At 60.2% G+C, this 16088-nt stretch carries 15 protein-coding genes; 7 read left to right on the forward strand and 8 right to left on the reverse strand.

The genetic code is table 11. The features are described from left to right. Positions 1 to 22: 22 nt before the first annotated feature. Genes BM254_RS08945 through BM254_RS08955 form a run of 3 tightly spaced genes read left to right on the forward strand, consistent with a single transcriptional unit; the run spans position 23 to position 4841 of the window. Positions 23 to 1312, forward strand: coding sequence for a YeaH/YhbH family protein (locus BM254_RS08945; protein ID WP_245777415.1), 1290 nt, complete (start codon positions 23 to 25; stop codon positions 1310 to 1312). Further along, complete coding sequence (locus BM254_RS08950) at positions 1309 to 2868, forward strand: SpoVR family protein (RefSeq protein WP_092001894.1); 1560 nt, start codon at positions 1309 to 1311, stop codon at positions 2866 to 2868. Before BM254_RS08945 ends, BM254_RS08950 begins: the two co-directional genes overlap by 4 nt. A gap of 2 nt (positions 2869 to 2870) precedes the next feature. After that, positions 2871 to 4841 (forward strand): alkaline phosphatase D family protein, encoded by a 1971-nt coding sequence (locus BM254_RS08955; protein WP_342714233.1) that lies wholly within the window; start codon positions 2871 to 2873, stop codon positions 4839 to 4841. Here BM254_RS08955 and BM254_RS08960 read toward each other — a convergent pair whose 3' ends face one another. The 4 genes from BM254_RS08960 to BM254_RS08975 all read right to left on the reverse strand — a co-directional run bounded on the left by BM254_RS08960 (position 4842) and on the right by BM254_RS08975 (position 9585). Then, positions 4842 to 6200 (reverse strand): TrpB-like pyridoxal phosphate-dependent enzyme, encoded by a 1359-nt coding sequence (locus tag BM254_RS08960; RefSeq protein WP_092002240.1) that lies wholly within the window; start codon positions 6198 to 6200, stop codon positions 4842 to 4844. Between the two features lie 37 nt (positions 6201 to 6237). Continuing rightward, positions 6238 to 8313: a TonB-dependent receptor family protein gene (locus BM254_RS08965; protein ID WP_092001897.1), complete on the reverse strand. Its 2076-nt coding sequence runs from the start codon at positions 8311 to 8313 to the stop codon at positions 6238 to 6240. Between the two features lie 161 nt (positions 8314 to 8474). Then, positions 8475 to 9212, reverse strand: coding sequence for an LrgB family protein (locus tag BM254_RS08970; RefSeq protein ID WP_092001900.1), 738 nt, complete (start codon positions 9210 to 9212; stop codon positions 8475 to 8477). After that, positions 9205 to 9585, reverse strand: coding sequence for a CidA/LrgA family protein (locus BM254_RS08975; protein ID WP_092001903.1), 381 nt, complete (start codon positions 9583 to 9585; stop codon positions 9205 to 9207). The genes BM254_RS08970 and BM254_RS08975 overlap by 8 nt, the downstream gene beginning before the upstream one ends. 140 nt (positions 9586 to 9725) lie before the next feature. On the opposite strand from BM254_RS08975, the gene BM254_RS08980 reads away from it, so the two are divergent. After that, positions 9726 to 11171, forward strand: a complete 1446-nt coding sequence (locus BM254_RS08980; RefSeq protein WP_092001906.1) for a WS/DGAT/MGAT family O-acyltransferase — start codon at positions 9726 to 9728, stop codon at positions 11169 to 11171. A 12-nt stretch (positions 11172 to 11183) separates the two neighbouring features. On the opposite strand, the gene BM254_RS08985 is transcribed toward BM254_RS08980, so the two are convergent. Continuing rightward, complete coding sequence (locus tag BM254_RS08985) at positions 11184 to 11813, reverse strand: TetR family transcriptional regulator (RefSeq protein WP_092002243.1); 630 nt, start codon at positions 11811 to 11813, stop codon at positions 11184 to 11186. Positions 11814 to 12012: 199 nt separating this feature from the next. Here BM254_RS08985 and BM254_RS08990 point away from each other — a divergent pair, with 199 nt between their 5' ends. Together BM254_RS08990 and BM254_RS08995 are read left to right on the forward strand one after the other, a co-directional pair. Then, positions 12013 to 13119, forward strand: a complete 1107-nt coding sequence (locus tag BM254_RS08990) for a ferredoxin reductase (RefSeq protein WP_092002246.1) — start codon at positions 12013 to 12015, stop codon at positions 13117 to 13119. Positions 13120 to 13179: 60 nt separating this feature from the next. Continuing rightward, positions 13180 to 14271, forward strand: coding sequence for a fatty acid desaturase family protein (locus BM254_RS08995; protein ID WP_092001909.1), 1092 nt, complete (start codon positions 13180 to 13182; stop codon positions 14269 to 14271). Here BM254_RS08995 and BM254_RS09000 read toward each other — a convergent pair. Genes BM254_RS09000 through BM254_RS09010 form a run of 3 tightly spaced genes read right to left on the reverse strand, consistent with a single transcriptional unit; the run spans position 14259 to position 15356 of the window. Further along, positions 14259 to 14696 carry an RrF2 family transcriptional regulator gene (locus BM254_RS09000; RefSeq protein ID WP_092001912.1) on the reverse strand — a complete coding sequence of 146 codons (438 nt, stop codon included), beginning with the start codon at positions 14694 to 14696 and terminating at the stop codon, positions 14259 to 14261. The genes BM254_RS08995 and BM254_RS09000 overlap by 13 nt on opposite strands. Before the next feature lie 28 nt (positions 14697 to 14724). Further along, positions 14725 to 15117, reverse strand: coding sequence for a YbaN family protein (locus BM254_RS09005; RefSeq protein WP_245777405.1), 393 nt, complete (start codon positions 15115 to 15117; stop codon positions 14725 to 14727). Between the two features lie 23 nt (positions 15118 to 15140). Continuing rightward, positions 15141 to 15356: a hypothetical protein gene (locus tag BM254_RS09010; RefSeq protein WP_092001919.1), complete on the reverse strand. Its 216-nt coding sequence runs from the start codon at positions 15354 to 15356 to the stop codon at positions 15141 to 15143. 165 nt (positions 15357 to 15521) lie between these two features. Here BM254_RS09010 and BM254_RS09015 point away from each other — a divergent pair, with 165 nt between their 5' ends. Further along, on the forward strand, positions 15522 to 16007 hold the full coding sequence (locus tag BM254_RS09015; RefSeq protein WP_092001922.1) for a hemerythrin domain-containing protein: 486 nt from the start codon (positions 15522 to 15524) through the stop codon (positions 16005 to 16007). Positions 16008 to 16088: the final 81 nt, after the last annotated feature.

The following is a 16088-nucleotide window of genomic DNA, read 5'->3' on the forward strand; positions in this document are numbered from 1 at the left end:
TGATGGGAGTAGCACTATGGGTATGACCCACATCGTCGACCGGCGGTTGAACGGTAAGAACAAGAGCGCGGTGAACCGGGAACGGTTCCTGCGCCGCTACCGCCACCACATCAAGAAAGCGGTGGCGGAGGCGGTGCACAAGCGCTCGATCACAGACGTTGAAAGGGGTGAGAAAGTCAGTATCCCGACCCGGGATATTGACGAGCCCATCTTCCACCACGGCCAGGGTGGCCGGCGGGAGGTGGTGCACCCCGGCAACCAGGACTTTGTGGCCGGGGACATGATCCCCAAACCCCAGGGTGGTGGTGGCCAGGGAGGCGGCCAGGGCCAGGCCAGTCCGGATGGCGAGGGCATGGACGAGTTCGCCTTCCAGATCACCCAGGAAGAGTTCCTGGACTTCCTGTTCGATGACCTGGAACTCCCCAACCTCGCTCGCAAGAAACTCAAGGATACCGAGGCCTTCAAATACGTGAGGGCCGGTTTCACCAACCAGGGTATTCCGGCCAAGCTGGATGTGGTGCGCTCCCTGCGGGGCGCGCACGCCCGGCGCCTCGGCCTGGGTGGCGCCCGCAAGAAGAAGATCAAGGATCTGGAGAAGCAGCTGGAGGCGCTGAAATCCGCACCGGAGGATCTGGATCCGGCCTTCAGCCACGAGGACCAGATAAAGGTATTGGAAGACGAGATCGCCCGGCTCAAGGCCAACGTGCGCCGAATCCCGTTCATTGACGAGATCGATCTGCGCTACCGGCAGCATGTGAAGCAGCCGAAACCGGCCACCAGTGCGGTGATGTTCTGCCTGATGGACGTCTCCGGCTCCATGACCCAGATGCACAAGGACATCGCCAAGCGCTTCTTCATCCTGCTTTACCTGTTCCTGAAGAAGAACTACAAGAAGATCGACGTGGTCTTCATCCGCCACCACACCAGCGCCAAGGAGGTGGACGAGGAGGAGTTCTTCTACAGCCGCGAAACCGGCGGCACCATTGTCTCCAGTGCGATCAAGCTGATGCACAAGATCATCGAGTCCCGCTATTCCCCGGCGGAATGGAACATCTATGCCGCCCAGGCATCGGATGGCGATAACTGGAACGACGACTCCCCGGTCTGCGGCAAGCTGCTGGCCGACAGCATCCTGCCGCTGGTGCAGTATTACGCCTATGTGGAGATCACACCCCAGGATCACCAGATGCTCTGGTACGAGTACGAGAAGATCATGGAACGGTTCCCGCAGAGCTTTGCCATGCAGCAGATTGCTGACCCGGGTGAGATCTACCCGGTGTTCCGCCAGTTGTTCGAGAGGAAAGCCGCATGAGTAGCATCGTCGACCGTCCGAACGTACCGGAAAGCGACCAGCCCGGAGCCAGGAAGCCGATTTCCACCGGGTCGGAGTGGACCTTCGATCTGATCCAGCAGTACGACGACGAAATCGCCAAGTGCGCCGGGGAGTTCGGGCTGGATACCTACCCGAACCAGATCGAGGTGATCAGCGCCGAACAGATGATGGATGCATATAGCTCCGTGGGCATGCCCGTGGGTTACCATCACTGGTCCTTCGGCAAGCAGTTCCTCAATACCGCCAAGGGCTACCAGCGCGGGCAGATGGGGCTGGCCTACGAAATCGTGATCAACTCCAACCCCTGTATCGCCTACCTGATGGAGGAGAACACCCTGCCCATGCAGGCACTGGTGATTGCCCACGCGTGCTACGGCCACAACTCCTTCTTCAAGGGTAACTACCTGTTCCGCACCTGGACCGACGCCAGCGCGATCATCGATTACCTGGTGTTCGCCCGCAACTACGTGGCCGAGTGCGAGGAACGCCATGGCGTGGATGCGGTGGAAGAGATCCTGGATTCCTGCCACGCCCTGATGAATTACGGCGTAGACCGTTACAAGCGTCCGCCGCCCATTTCGGCTGCCGAAGAAGCTCGCCGCCAGAAGGAACGGGAAGAGTACCAGCAGCGCCGGATCAATGACCTGTGGCGCACCATCCCGAGGCCGGAGGACGACGATGACCCGGTGAAACGCCAGCGCCGGTTCCCGGAGGAACCCCAGGAGAACCTGCTGTACTTCATCGAGAAAAATGCGCCGCTGCTGGAGACCTGGCAGCGGGAAATCATCCGCATCGTTCGCAAGCTCGGGCAGTACTTCTACCCGCAGCGCCAGACCCAGGTGATGAACGAGGGCTGGGCCACGTTCTGGCACTACACCCTGCTGCACCGGATGTACGACAAGGGCCTGGTGAATGACGGTTTCATGCTGGAGTTCCTCCAGAGCCATTCGGCGGTTGTCTATCAGCCGCCGTTCAACAGCCCGTGGTATTCCGGCATCAACCCGTACACCCTCGGTTTCTCCATTTTCACCGACCTCCGCCGGATCTGTGAGAACCCCACCGACGAGGACCGGGAATGGTTCCCGGACATTGCCGGATCGGACTGGCTCGAGACGCTGCACTTCGCCATGCGCAACTTCAAGGATGAGAGCTTTATCCAGCAGTTCCTGTCACCCAAGGTAATGCGGGACCTGAAGCTCTTTGCCATCGAAAATGACGACCAGGAAGATCATTACATGGTCACCGCCATTCACGATGACCCCGGTTACCGCCCCCTTCGGGAGAAACTGGCCCGCCAGTACAACCTGAGTTACCGGGAGCCGAATATCCAGGTCTGGAACGTGGATGTGCGGGGCGATCGCTCCCTCACCCTCAGGCATATCCCGGTGGACCGGGTGCCGTTGGGCGAGGACACCGAGGAAGTGGTGCGCCATGTCCATCGGCTGTGGGGCTTCGATGTGCACTTGGAGAGCGTGGATGAAGGTACGGTTGTGGAGGAATATCATTGTCCGCCCCCCCATCTCGATGACGAGTAACTGTGCAGGCAGCTGATAAACCCACTCCGGACTCCGACAATCAGGACAAGGCCCCGACCAACCACCATTCTCCGGTGCTGGTCGGGCCCTTGTTGCGCCATGCCAGCCAGGACCAGCTGGTCCTCTGGTTGGTGGCCCGGGAGTCCCTGGACCTATGTGTGAGACTGTCCGAGCGGGACCATCCAGAGCAGCCGTTTGTTGAGCGGGACCTTGTTGACACCGAGATTACCCGCCTCAGGATCGGCACCCACGCGTGGCTGCACCTGGTGGATCTCCGGCCTGACAATCCCCTGCCCCGGGATACCCGGCTGGAATACGACCTTGGCATCATTGCCACGGAGGGCGTGAGCTGGGTTCGGGACTGGGCGCCGCATCTGTGTCCGGAGGACCGGGAGCGACCCGGTTTTGTCATCAAGTCGCGACTCGACCGCATCCTGCATGGCTCCTGCCGCCGGCCCCACCACTCCTCTGCCGATGGCCTGGTGCGGGTGGACGAGGAGTTGCAGAAGGCCCGCCAGCTGGAGGACATCCCGGCACTGCTGCTGATGACCGGTGACCAGATCTACGCCGACGATGTCGCCGGCCCCATGCTCCATGCCATCCAGTGCGTGATTCATCAGCTCGGGCTCTACCAGGAGGTTCTCGAAGGCGCTTCCCTGAGCCACAGCCAGGAGCTGACCTCCCTGGAGAAGGCCTACTACCATCGGGACAAGCTGCTGCCGGAATCGGAATTCAACGAGGACCTGACCGAGCGCTTCTTCGGGGGTGTGCGCAAGCCGGTATTCACCACCGCCAACGCCGGCAACCACCTGATCTCCTTTGCCGAGGTCATGGCCATGTACCTGCTGGTGTGGTCACCCGAGCCCTGGGCCATGGTGACGCCTGCCGAACCCGTAAGTGATGAGGAAGAGCTGGCCCGCTATCGCCGGGAACAGCAAGCGATCGACCGGTTCCGGGCGGATCTGCCCCGGGCTGCCCGGGCGCTGGCCAACGTGCCCGTTTACATGATCTTTGATGATCACGACGTGACCGACGACTGGAACCTGTCGGCACTCTGGGAAACCACCGCTTACGAGCATCCCTTCTCCCGCCGGATCATCGGCAATGCCTTGCTTGGTTACCTGCTTTGTCAAGGCTGGGGCAACCAACCCGACACCTTCAAGGACCTGCTGGAGCAGTGCCAGGGACTGTTGGCACCACAGAAAGATCACAATGAACTGGACAAGACCATCCAGGATGAACTGATCGACCAGCTGTTCCATTTCCATCAGTGGCATTACAGCCTGGCCACCAGCCCGAAACTGGTGGTCCTGGATACCCGCACCCACCGTTGGCGCAGCGAAGTCCGGCGCAGTCAGCCCTCAGGTCTGATGGACTGGGAGTCCCTGACCGACTTCCAGCAGGAGGTAATGGGTGAGGACGCGGTGGTCGTGGTCTCGCCCGCCCCCATGTTTGGCGTGAAGCTGATCGAGATGATCCAGCGGGTGTTCACCTGGTTCGGCAAACCACTGCTGGTGGATGCGGAAAACTGGATGGCGCACCGGGGCGCCGCCAGCGTGATGTTGAACATCTTCGGCCATCCCCGCACCCCGAAGCATTTCGTGATCCTGTCCGGAGATGTGCACTACTCCTTCGCCTACGACATCCGGCTGAAACACAAGCACAACAGCCCCGAGATCTGGCAGATCACCAGCAGCGGTATCAAGAACGAGTTTCCCCATCAGTTGCTGGAATGGCTGGACCGGCTGAACCGCTGGTTGTTCGCCCCCTGGTCACCCCTGAACTGGTTCACCAAGCGTCGGCGCATGCGGATTCGACCGAGGTTGCCGGAAGGTCGGGATGCCGGGGAGCGGCTGTGGAACCATGCCGGCATCGGTGATGTCCGGCTGGATGAGGAGGGCGCACCCTCCGCCATCCGGCAATTGAATGCCGATGGCGGAGGGACGGTATTTCATCGTGGCCGGGAGGAATGATCAGCCCGAAACGGACGGCAGGCCGGAGAGGGCCATGGCCAGCTCCTGCTCGTCGTACTCGTAGTCCTCAAGCTGGCCCTCGAAGTAGGCGGTGTAGGCCGCCATGTCGAAATGGCCGTGGCCGCAGAGGTTGAACAGGATGACCTCGTCCTTGCCTTCCCGCTTGCAGCGCAGGGCTTCCTCGATGGCGCCCTTGACCGCGTGGTTGGCCTCCGGTGCCGGCACGATCCCCTCGTTGCGGGCAAACAGCACGCCGGCTTCGAAGCATTCGCGCTGGGTGTAGGACACCGCATCGAACAGGCCCAGCTCCTTGGCGTGGGACACCATTGGCGCCATGCCGTGGTAACGCAGGCCACCGGCGTGGAAGCCCGGGGGAGTGAAGTCAGAGCCCAGGGTGTGCATCTTGGTCAGCGGCGTCATGTGAGCGGTGTCGCCGTAATCGTAGGCGTACTTGCCCCGGGTCAGTGTGGGACAGGCCGAGGGCTCAACCGCCACAATCCGGGACTTCTCGCCACCACGCAGGGCATGGCCCATGAACGGGAAGGCAATACCCGCGAAGTTGGAACCGCCGCCGGTGCAACCGACGATCACATCCGGCCAGCAATCGGCCATTTCCATCTGTTGCATCGCCTCCAGGCCAATCACGCTCTGGTGCAGCAGCACATGGTTCAGCACCGAGCCCAGGGCGTACTTGGTGTTCGGGTCCTGGACCGCCAACTCCACCGCCTCGGAAATGGCGATACCCAGGCTGCCGGTGTGGTCGGGTTTCTCGGCCAGCACCTTGCGACCGAACTCGGTCAGCTCGGAGGGTGACGGCACGCACTTCGCGCCGTAGGTTTCCATCACTGCACGACGGTAGGGCTTCTGGTTATAGGACACCCGGACCTGAAACACGGTGACGTCGATGTCGAACAGGGAGCCGGCGAAGGAAAGCGAGGTACCCCACTGCCCCGCCCCAGTCTCGGTGGTCAGGGTGCGGATGCCTGCCTGCTGGTTATAGAACGCCTGCGGGATGGCGGTATTGGGCTTGTGACTGCCCGCCGGGCTGACACCTTCGTACTTGTAGAAGATCTTGGCCGGGGTTCCCAGGGCCTTCTCCAGACGATGCGCCCGATACAACGGTGCCGGGCGCCACAGCCGATAGACGTCACGAACCGGCTCGGGAATCTCGATTTCCCGCTCGGTGGACACCTCCTGCTGGATCAGCTCCATGGGGAACAGGGGTTCCAGGTCCGCCGGGCCCACCGGCTGTTTGGTGGCCGGGTGCAGCACCGCCGGTAGCGGCTCCGGAAAATCCGCCTGCAGGTTGTACCAGTATTTCGGCATCTGGCTTTCGTCGAGAAGGAACTTGGTTTGCATGAATTTAAAATCCCTACTGTTTATGTTGTTATCGCCCTCAGAATACCCATTCCAGGCCCGCATAAAAAGTTCTTCCGGGACCCGGTTCGAAATATCCGCGCTCTTCCACCGGACGATTCGCGTTGGCATTGATCCGGACGTTACTGAAGTACTCCTGATCCAGCAGATTGCGAAGGCCGGCATACAGGTTCAGGGTCTGATCCGCCATCCGGAAGGAATCGCCGGCACGCAGACCTACCAGCCAGTAATCACTCACCAGGGTCTGGTTACTGTTCTCGGCATAGAACTCGCCCACATACTGCCATTCAAGCGCCGCGAAACGGCCGGCGGGTCCGCGCCACTCCAGCTCGCTCACCCAGAGCTGCTCCGGAAGGCCAGGGATGTCGTTGCCACTGGCATCGTTGCCCTGTTCATCAACAAAGTCCCGTAATTCGTAATCGGCGAGGGTCAGGGCGCTGGTCACTCGCCAGGCGTAGGAAAGCTCCCAGGCCAGGCCCAGTTCAAAGCCGTTGCGCCGGGTTTCACCGGCGTTCTCGTAGAAGGTCTGATCCCCCACGTTAAAAGGCAGGATCTCGTCCTCCACCCGGATCGAAAACAGGGCCATATCATAGCTGAGGCCGCGGCCGAGCATGCCGCGCATACCCAGCTCGCGATTCAATGCCTGCTGAGGCTCCAGCTCGGGATTAAAACCACCGCCGCTGGGATTGGCAAACTCGGTAAAGGTGGGCGATTCGAACGCTGTGCCGATGGTGGCGTACACCTGGTGCCTTGGCGCCAGCTTGTAGCTGATGCCGGCAACACCACTGTACTCCCGGAAAGTCCGGCTGCCCGAATCATCCTCGCCGTCTTGCAGCCAGTCGTCGTCAATGGCCAGGCGCAATCGATCGAACCGGACACCCAGGGATAGGTTGAGTGCATCGCTAATCGCCAGATCGCCCTGGCCAAATACCGCCACATTAGTGGCGCTCTGGTTTTCCGCCTGGGTCTGGCCGGTGATATCGCCATCGATAGACACCGAATAGCGGCGCCGGTCATCCGACTGATGGTGCATATCCAAACCGGTAACCCACACCAGGGGCAACCCGGCGAATGTCGACTCCTGCTGGTACTCGGAACTGATGCCGTAAAAGTGCCGGTCGTAGGCCACCCGGCTGCTGCCCGGGAACGGCAGTTGCTGGGCAAAATCCCGGTGGGTATAGAAAGTATCCAGGGTGAGTTGGCCGGGCACGACCGCCGAATCTTCAAATCTTACGCCCAGGGTCTGCTGGTTCACGGTCTGGCTACTATCCAGCCTCTTGGCCAGTTCAGTGGCCTGGTTCGGGTCCTCTTCCACCTGGGCCAGGGTGAGCCCGCCCGGATCTTCAGACTTCGGGTTGTGCAACACGTTGAAGGTGGTTATCACCCGCCGGCCAGGGTCCAGATCGTGCCCTATCCGGGCGTTGAACAATCCTTTTTCCGCCTCGCTCTGCTCACGATGGCCGTCAACGGTCAGCCAGGAGAGGGTGGCTATACCATTGGTATCACCATCAACGCCGTTACCCTGGACCGCAGCCTTGCGATAGCCGTCACTGCCACCATCAAGCCGCAGTCGACCGCCCTCGGGCAGTTCATTACCCCGCGCTGTCGAGATATCGATCACACCGCCGGCGGCATTACCATACTGAACCGACGCTGGCCCCCGAATGACTTCAATTCGCTGGGCCGAATCCAGATCAATGGCATCAATCTGGGACTGGCCGTCGGGAAGGGTGTAGGGAATGCCATCAACCTGAACACGGATACCCCGAATACCAAAGGGCGCCCTCGCGCCAAACCCTCGGGTGGACAACCTGAGATTCTGGGCGAAGTTATAGCGGTTCTGAAAAAACAGACCGGGGACGGTATTGAGGGATTCGTCCAGTTGCAGGCGCTGCTGGCCCTCGAGGATATCCGGGGCGTTAATCACTGAGACCGCAGCGGGGGTTTCATACAGATCCCGAACCAGCCGTGGCGCCGTGACTTTCAGCACCAACTCCTCATCGGTGTCCGATGGTGATTGGGCGATCGCAGGTAGCGAGACAGAAAAACAGATGGGTGCCAGGACAAGCGCTGCCAGGTAGTTATTCTTGTTCAAAGGGCCTCCTCAGGGTTCGCCAATCAAGATTTCTCTTGATAACGGGTACGCCAGCGATGGGGAAATGGTGTCATCCCATTCAACCCATCGGAAGGCCATTCTTAAATAAACATTTAAATTGCTTTTTATAGGATCTTGGTAGTGGTTCCAAAGTAGCAGAATCAGGCGGGGATCCAGGCTTCAAGCAGATCAACCAGCCAGGGCACCAACAAGGCGGTGGCAAATGCGGACAGTGCCATGGCCAATCCCGAGAAGGCGCCCATCTGGTTGCTGACCTGGAACGCCCGGGCCGTGCCGATCCCGTGGGCCGCCACGCCCATGGCGATGCCCTTGGCGGTGTCATCCTTCACCCGGATCCACTCGAACAGCTTGGTGCCGAGCACCGCCCCCGTGATCCCGGTGATCACTACCAGCACCGCCGTCAGTGACGGCAGGCCGCCGATTTTCTCGGAGATGCCCATGGCCACCGGCGCCGTGGCCGATTTCGGTGCCAGAGACATCTGGATCTCGAACGAGCCACCGAAGATCCGCGCCAGCCAGATCGAGCTGCCAGCGGCAATCACTACACCACACAGGAGCGAGATGGTGACCGGCATCCAGAGCTGGCGCAGCCGGGAGAACTGCTGGTACAGCGGCACCGCCAGCGCCACCGTGGCCGGGCCAAGCAGGAAGTGAACGAACTGGCCACCCTCGAAATAATCGTTGTAGGAGGTGCCGGTCAGCAGCAGCAGGCCGATAAGCATGGCGACGGACGTTACTACCGGGTTGGCCAGGGGGTTGGAATTAGTGCGCAGGTAAAGCCGGTAGGCCAGACCATAGGCCACCAGGGTGATGGTCAGTCCCAGCAGCGGCGATGCCGAGAGGTAGACCCAGATATCCTTCAGCCCGGGATCATTCATGGTTTTGCTCCTCGTTTGCGGCCGAACCCACCAGCCACCAGGTGGTCACCTGCATTACCAGGGCTGTGGCCACCATGGTGATGATGGTACTGAGCAACAGCGCCAGGGTAATGGGCAGCCACTCGTCGGCAATCCGGCTGAAGTGCGCCATCATGCCTACGCCCGCCGGTACAAACAGCAGGGACAGGTGGCTGAGCAGGCCGGTGGAGGCGGTTTCCACCGATTCCGGCGTGCTGCCGCGAATCCACAGGGTGATGAACAGCATCACCATGCCCAGCACCGGTCCGGGAATGGGCACCCCCAGTAATCGCACGGTGACCTCTCCGACCAACTGATACACCAGCAACAGGGTTATGCCATTGAGAAACTGCATGAAACTCTCCCCGGACGAAATGAAAAAAATCTCTCTGAACAGGGAACTTTATAGCACCCTGAATCGTGAACACGGTCCATTATCAGTATACTTTCTACCTACAACTAAAAATCCCTTACTTTGGTGGAGTACGACAAGGAATGAAACGTCTGGGAACACTGGATGCCTCATGGCTGGCCGTGGAATCTGAGGACACCCCGATGCACGTGGGTACCCTGCAGATCTTCTCACTGCCGGAGGGCGCTCCCGAGACCTTCCTGCGGGATATGGTCACCCGCATGAAAGAAGCTGGCGACATCGCCTCGCCCTGGGGCTACAAGCTTGCCTGGTCCGGCTTTCTCGGCCGGCTGGTTGCCCCGTACTGGGTGGAAGACAAGAAAATCGACCTGGATTACCACGTCCGGCACTCGGCATTGCCACGGCCTGGGGGCGAGCGGGAACTGGGCATCCTGGTATCCCGCCTGCACTCCAATCCCCTGGATTTCTCCCGGCCGCTGTGGGAATGCCATGTGATCGAGGGTCTGGAGAACAACCGGTTTGCCCTGTACACCAAGATGCACCATTCGATGATCGACGGCATCAGCGGTGTGCGTCTGATGCAGCGGGTGCTGACCACCGATCCTGACCGGCGCGATATGGCTCCGCCCTGGTCGGTGAAACCACAGCGCCGCAGGGGCAGCAAGACCGACAAGGAAGCCACCATTCCTGCCGCGGTCTCCCAGGCCATGGATGCCCTGAAACTCCAGGCGGACATGGCACCGAGACTCTGGCAGGCCGGCAACAGACTCGTACACTCGGTGCGCCATCCCGGAGACGGCCTGACCGCGCCCTTTACCGGACCGGTCTCGATCCTCAATCACCGGGTGACACCCCAACGCCGCTTCGCGACTCAGCACTATCAGTTGGACCGGCTCAAGGCCCTGGCCCACGCATCCGGCGGCTCCCTGAACGATATCGTCCTTTACCTGTGCGGAACGGCGCTGCGCCGGTTCCTGGTGGAGCAGGACCAACTGCCGGACATTCCGCTCACCGCGGGCATCCCGGTGAATATCCGGCCGTCGGATGACGAGGGTACCGGCACCCAGATCAGCTTCATGATTGCCTCCCTGGCAACCGACGAGCCCGATCCGCTGACCCGGTTGCAGAACATCAAGACCTCCACCCGCCGTGCCAAGGAGCATCTACAGAAACTGCCGCGCAGTGCCCTGACCCAGTACACGATGATGCTGATGTCGCCGTACATCCTGCAACTGATGTCCGGGCTTGGCGGGCGCATGCGGCCGGTGTTCAACGTCACCATCTCCAATGTGCCGGGCCCGCAGCAAACCCTCTACTATGAGGGCGCGAGGCTCGAGGCCATGTACCCGGTGTCATTGATCGCCCATGGCGGGGCGCTGAATATTACCTGCCTGAGCTATGCCGGATCGCTGAACTTCGGCTATACCGGCTGCCGGGATACCCTGCCCAGCATGCAGAAACTGGCGGTGTACACCGGTGAGGCGCTGGAAGAGATCGAGGATCTGATCCTGCCGCCGAAGCCGAAAACCGCCGGCCGGCGGAAGAAAGCGGCGACCGCCAGCAAGTAAGTCGAGAAAAACTCAGGCGCCGTCACTTTGCCAGTGGCCGGCGCCGACAAAGATCATCTGCAGGAAACGGGTCGTCCGTTTCCGGATCTGACCGATCTGGTAGTCGTCGTCCGGAGAGACGCTGAGCAGGTCGGTCAGGCTGAAGGCGACGGTACGCACCACCAGGTCACAGGTCAGATCCAGATCCGCATCGCTCAGATGATCCATCAACCTTAGCCGGCGCAGGTCATTGGCCAACTCACTGGCAAAGAAACGCATTTCACTGCGGATGCCTTCCTGCACTGCCCGGCTCTCCCCCGCCAGTCCCTGGGCCATGAACATGAAGAAGTTCCGGTTGGTCCGGGCATGGGCCACGAAGATGCCCACCGATTCCTCGATCAGCTTGTCCGACTGAAGCACATTGGCGCGGGCCTCCCGCATCATCCGGCGCAAGACCAGCCCCAGCTCATCCACCAACTGCAGCCCCAGGTCGTCCATGTTCCGGAAATGCCGGTAAAACGAGGTAGGCACTACACCCGCCTGCCGCGTCACCTCCCGGATCCCGAGGCTGGCAAAGTGCCGGCCCTTGCCCACCAGGGCCAGCGCCGCGCCCATCAGTTTTTCCCGGGTTTCCCCGGGCTTTCGTCGTTGTCGTTCTGCCATGTCCTGCCGCGCCATCTGTTCTTCGTGTTCACGAGTGTACACATTTGACCCGAAGAAAGTCGCCCGGACTTGTCATTCTGAGCCAACTCACCATCCCGGATTGTCTCCCGGAATCTCCGTGTGTACAGTCGTACACATTAGTGAACAAGTGTACACATCAACATAGATGAGTACCTGGGATTCCATGGAGAGCACCACCATGTTAGCGAGAGTGATACAGAGCAAGACCATACACTGGCTGGGCCGCCAGCTGTCGAACCAGGACAATCCGGAATCCTGGCTGGACCCGGTGTTGGCCAGGATCAACCCCATGTGGGTACAGGCGTACACACCGGCACGGGTCGAGCAGGTAATTCAGGAAACAGCCGACACCCGAACCTTCGTGCTGAGACCGGCACGACGCTGGACCGGCTTCCGGGCCGGACAGCACGTGAACATCTGTACCGAGATCGACGGCGTTCGCCGTAACCGCACCTTCAGCCTGTCCAGCTCTCCCCTGCTCTGGGAAAGCCAGGGCCTGGTGACCCTGACCATCAAGCGCCTGCCCGGCGGACTGGTGACCAACTGGCTCCATGACCAGGTCGAACCCGGCCAGGTGATTGGTCTGGGTGAGGCCTTTGGCGAATTCCTGATCCCCGAGCCCGCTCAACCGGTCCTGTTCATTACCGGCGGCAGCGGTATCACACCGGTAGTCAGTCAGCTGGAAACCATGGCTGCACAGGATTACCCGGCGCCGGTCACGCTGCTGTATTTCGTGCGCACCCATCGGGATGTCATCGCGGGGGAGAAACTCCGGGCGCTGGCGTCCCGTCATTCGACACTGAGGGTTCAGGTCATCGCCACCAATGAAAGCGAGGAACCCCGGTTTTTCAGGGGCGAGGATCTCGATGAGATAGCCGACCTGAAAAGCCGTGAGGTGTATCTGTGCGGCCCCAAGGGTTTGATGGACCTGGCCGGTGAGCTGCTGCATCAGCGGGGAGTCACCGACGACCGGATCCACAGCACCTTCTTTGCCCCACCGGCGCCGGCGCAACTGGAAGGCGCCGGGCTTGGCGGCCAGGTAACGTTTGCCAAAAGTGATGTGCAGGTGGGCTCCGAGGGCGATGCCAACCTGCTGGAGATCGCCGAAGCCGCCGGCCTGAAGCCGCAATACGGCTGTCGCATGGGCATCTGCCACCAGTGCAGCTGCCGCAAGACCAGCGGCACCGTGATCAACCGTTTGACCGGCCAGGTTTCCGGGGCCGGCGAGGAAAACGTCCAGCTTTGTATTTCCGTGCCCCGGGGGCCGGTCTCTGTCGACGTTTAAACCCAGTTATCCGAATCAACGCAGCCTTTACCTTCTTTGTACTGCTGCAAGGAGTTTGCCATGAAGAAACTGAACGAGACCCAACTGCAGGAACTGGAGCAGGATCTCAACGCCATCCGTGACGAGGTACTGGCGGACCTGGGCGAACGTGATGCCCGGTACATTCGCCGCATCATCCGCCTGCACCGGACCCTGGAAATCGGCGGCCGGGTGATGATGCCCTTTGGGTTCATTCCGCCGGTCTTCGTGGCCGCAACCGCGTCACTGGGGGTTGCCAAGATCCTCGAGAACATGGAGATCGGCCACAATGTCATGCACGGCCAGTATAACTGGATGAATGACCCGAACCTGCATTCACAGACCTATGAGTGGGACACGGTCTGCACCGCCGACTCCTGGCGCCGGACCCACAACTACGAGCACCACACCTACACCAATGTCATCGGCAAGGACCGGGATTACGGTTACGCGGTACTGCGCCTGAGCGACGAGGACGAGTGGAAGCCCTGGCACAGCCTCCAGTTCATCAACTACATCCTGTTGAGCGTGCTGTTCCAGTGGGGCGTGGGCCTGCACGAGCTGGAAAGCGAGAAACTGCGTCGGCGCGAGATCCGTTGGCGGGACAAGTTGCCGTTTCTGAGGGACTTTGCCCGCAAGGGCGGTCGGCAGGCGTTCAAGGATTATGTGTTCTTTCCGTTGCTGACCCTGCCGGTTGCACCGATCGTGCTGGCCGGCAACATCGGAGCCAACCTGATCCGCAACCTGTGGTCATCCACGGTAATTTTCTGCGGCCACTTCACTCAGGATGCGGAAACCTTCTCCGAGGCGGAGTGCGAAGGTGAAAGCACGGGGCACTGGTACCTGCGCCAGCTGACCGGCTCCTCGAACTTCACCGGCGGGCGCTGGCTGCATATCCTGAGCGGGCACCTGAGCTATCAGATCGAGCACCACGTGTTCCCTGACCTGCCGGCCCACCGGTACCCGGAGATTTCCGAGAAGGTGCAGGCGGTCTGTCGCAAACACGGCATTCCGTACAACACGGGCAGTTTCGCCAAGCAGTACGGCACCGTGCTCAACCGGATCTTCCGCTACTCCCTCCCGGACCGGGTTCGCACCCGGCTGGAAGGCGGAAGCGCCCCTCAGGCAATCTGAAGCAGGCGCAGCAACTGTGGCCGGTGTTGATCCTGGATCACATCGGCCAGAGTGTACTGGTCCAGCACCTCGAGGAAGGCCTTGAGCGCTTCGTTGAACATGGACTTGAGGCCACACACCGGCGTGATCTTGCAGGCATTCTTCGACGAAAAACACTCGACAATGCTCAGGTCCTGCTCGGTCTCCCGGACCAGAATCCCGACATTGATGTCCTCCGGCGCCATGTGCAGACGCATGCCACCCTTCTTGCCACGAATGGTCTCGATATAGCCTTTCTTGTTGAGCTGGTGCACCACCTTCATCAGGTGGTTCTTGGATATATCATAACTGTCGGCAATTTCCTGGATGGTTGCCAGACGATCACCCTGCGCCGACAGGTAAATCAGCACGCGAAGTGAATAATCCGTATAACGGGTGATGTGCATTCAGTGCTCCAGTTTAAATAAAATTTGTTCAACAGGACGGTCGCGTCAGCAGATAGCAGGCCGTGGCAGCCAAACAGGCACCCACGATACCCAATACCATCAGGGAAGCTCCCATCAGCAATAACATGGCCCAGCTCAATACCATCATGCTGCAGGCCAGAACCTTGGCACTGACCGGCACCGCCCGACGGCGACGCCAGTTATCAATTGCCGGTCCGAACCGCGGATGAGCATCCAGCCACTGGGCAAAGGCCGGTGACCCCCTGCTGGCAAAAAACGCAGCCAAAAGGACAAAGGGGGTGGTGGGCAGCAAAGGCAGAACCACACCCACCACCGCCAGGCCTGCAGAGATATACGCCAGAATCCTAAATCCGGTTTTCCCGGAAGGCTCGCCCATGACGGGGCCCCCGCTATGATTCATAACTGCATCCATTCTACCTTCATTCAATGGACGGGTCTCCCCAACCGGCTCAGGAAAACCAGCCGCGCCACATAGGCCACCTTGACGCCCACCGCGAACAGTAAAGTGCCAACATGAGCAAGGATCTGGATGGCCATGGGAAAGTAACGGGCCAGGGGATAAGCCACCAGCACCGTCAGCAGCAGCCCCAGAAGTGACCAGACCATCGCACTGTTCGCCCTGAATAGCAGCTTTTCCATTTGAAACCTCCAGAATACATCTTTAATATGTATTCTATAGACTTCTTTTCAGAAGTTTCAACCCTTGTCCCCATTGGTGATCCCACAGAGATCCCGGAAACAGACAGAAGTTCCTGATTTTCACCCAAAAAGATTCACTTGATTTAAATGTAAAGGAGAAATGCCATGACACCTCAAACCTGGGTTGAAGAAGCCACCGAAGAGGAACTCATCGAGCACATCCTGAACCGCTACCACGACACCCACCGGGACCAGTTACCGGAAATGATCCGTCTGGCCCAGCGGGTGGAGCGGGTTCACAGTGGCCACCCCGATTGCCCGACCGGCCTGAGCGCCCACCTCGAGGCCATGCAGGCCGAACTGGAAAACCACATGGCCAAGGAAGAGCAGATCCTGTTCCCGATGATCGTGCGGGGAATCTCGGGCATGGCACGCGGTCCGATCTCGGTCATGCGCTCCGAACATGACGATCATGCCGCCGCCCTCGCCCGGCTCGAGAAGCTGACCAATCAACTGCGACTGCCGGAGGGTGCCTGCAATACCTGGCGCAGGCTCTATGAGGAAATCGGGCAGTTCCGACAAGACCTCAGGGACCACATCGACACGGAGAACAACGTGCTTTTTGCCCGCATCGACGGGCTGTCCGCCTAGGCTTACCTCGCGAGGGGTATCGGAATAGTTGATCCAATCTGCAATACTTGGTCTATACTCAGATCAAAAAACAAGCGGTAA

It is taken from the genome of Marinobacter pelagius, from assembly GCF_900114925.1.
In the GTDB taxonomy this organism is placed as follows: domain Bacteria; phylum Pseudomonadota; class Gammaproteobacteria; order Pseudomonadales; family Oleiphilaceae; genus Marinobacter; species Marinobacter pelagius.

Excerpts from the sequence above, each read along its gene's own strand:
- BM254_RS08960 (WP_092002240.1), bottom strand. The coding sequence starts at position 6,200 with ATGCAAACCAAGTTCCTTCTCGACGAAAGCCAGATGCCGAAATACTGG.
- BM254_RS08945 (WP_245777415.1), top strand. The coding sequence starts at position 23 with ATGACCCACATCGTCGACCGGCGGTTGAACGGTAAGAACAAGAGCGCG.
- BM254_RS08975 (WP_092001903.1), bottom strand. The coding sequence starts at position 9,585 with ATGCAGTTTCTCAATGGCATAACCCTGTTGCTGGTGTATCAGTTGGTC.
- BM254_RS09015 (WP_092001922.1), top strand. The coding sequence starts at position 15,522 with ATGACACCTCAAACCTGGGTTGAAGAAGCCACCGAAGAGGAACTCATC.
- BM254_RS08995 (WP_092001909.1), top strand. The coding sequence starts at position 13,180 with ATGAAGAAACTGAACGAGACCCAACTGCAGGAACTGGAGCAGGATCTC.
- BM254_RS09010 (WP_092001919.1), bottom strand. The coding sequence starts at position 15,356 with ATGGAAAAGCTGCTATTCAGGGCGAACAGTGCGATGGTCTGGTCACTT.
- BM254_RS08950 (WP_092001894.1), top strand. The coding sequence starts at position 1,309 with ATGAGTAGCATCGTCGACCGTCCGAACGTACCGGAAAGCGACCAGCCC.
- BM254_RS08970 (WP_092001900.1), bottom strand. The coding sequence starts at position 9,212 with ATGAATGATCCCGGGCTGAAGGATATCTGGGTCTACCTCTCGGCATCG.
- BM254_RS08980 (WP_092001906.1), top strand. The coding sequence starts at position 9,726 with ATGAAACGTCTGGGAACACTGGATGCCTCATGGCTGGCCGTGGAATCT.
- BM254_RS08990 (WP_092002246.1), top strand. The coding sequence starts at position 12,013 with ATGTTAGCGAGAGTGATACAGAGCAAGACCATACACTGGCTGGGCCGC.
- BM254_RS08985 (WP_092002243.1), bottom strand. The coding sequence starts at position 11,813 with ATGGCAGAACGACAACGACGAAAGCCCGGGGAAACCCGGGAAAAACTG.
- BM254_RS09005 (WP_245777405.1), bottom strand. The coding sequence starts at position 15,117 with ATGAATCATAGCGGGGGCCCCGTCATGGGCGAGCCTTCCGGGAAAACC.
- BM254_RS09000 (WP_092001912.1), bottom strand. The coding sequence starts at position 14,696 with ATGCACATCACCCGTTATACGGATTATTCACTTCGCGTGCTGATTTAC.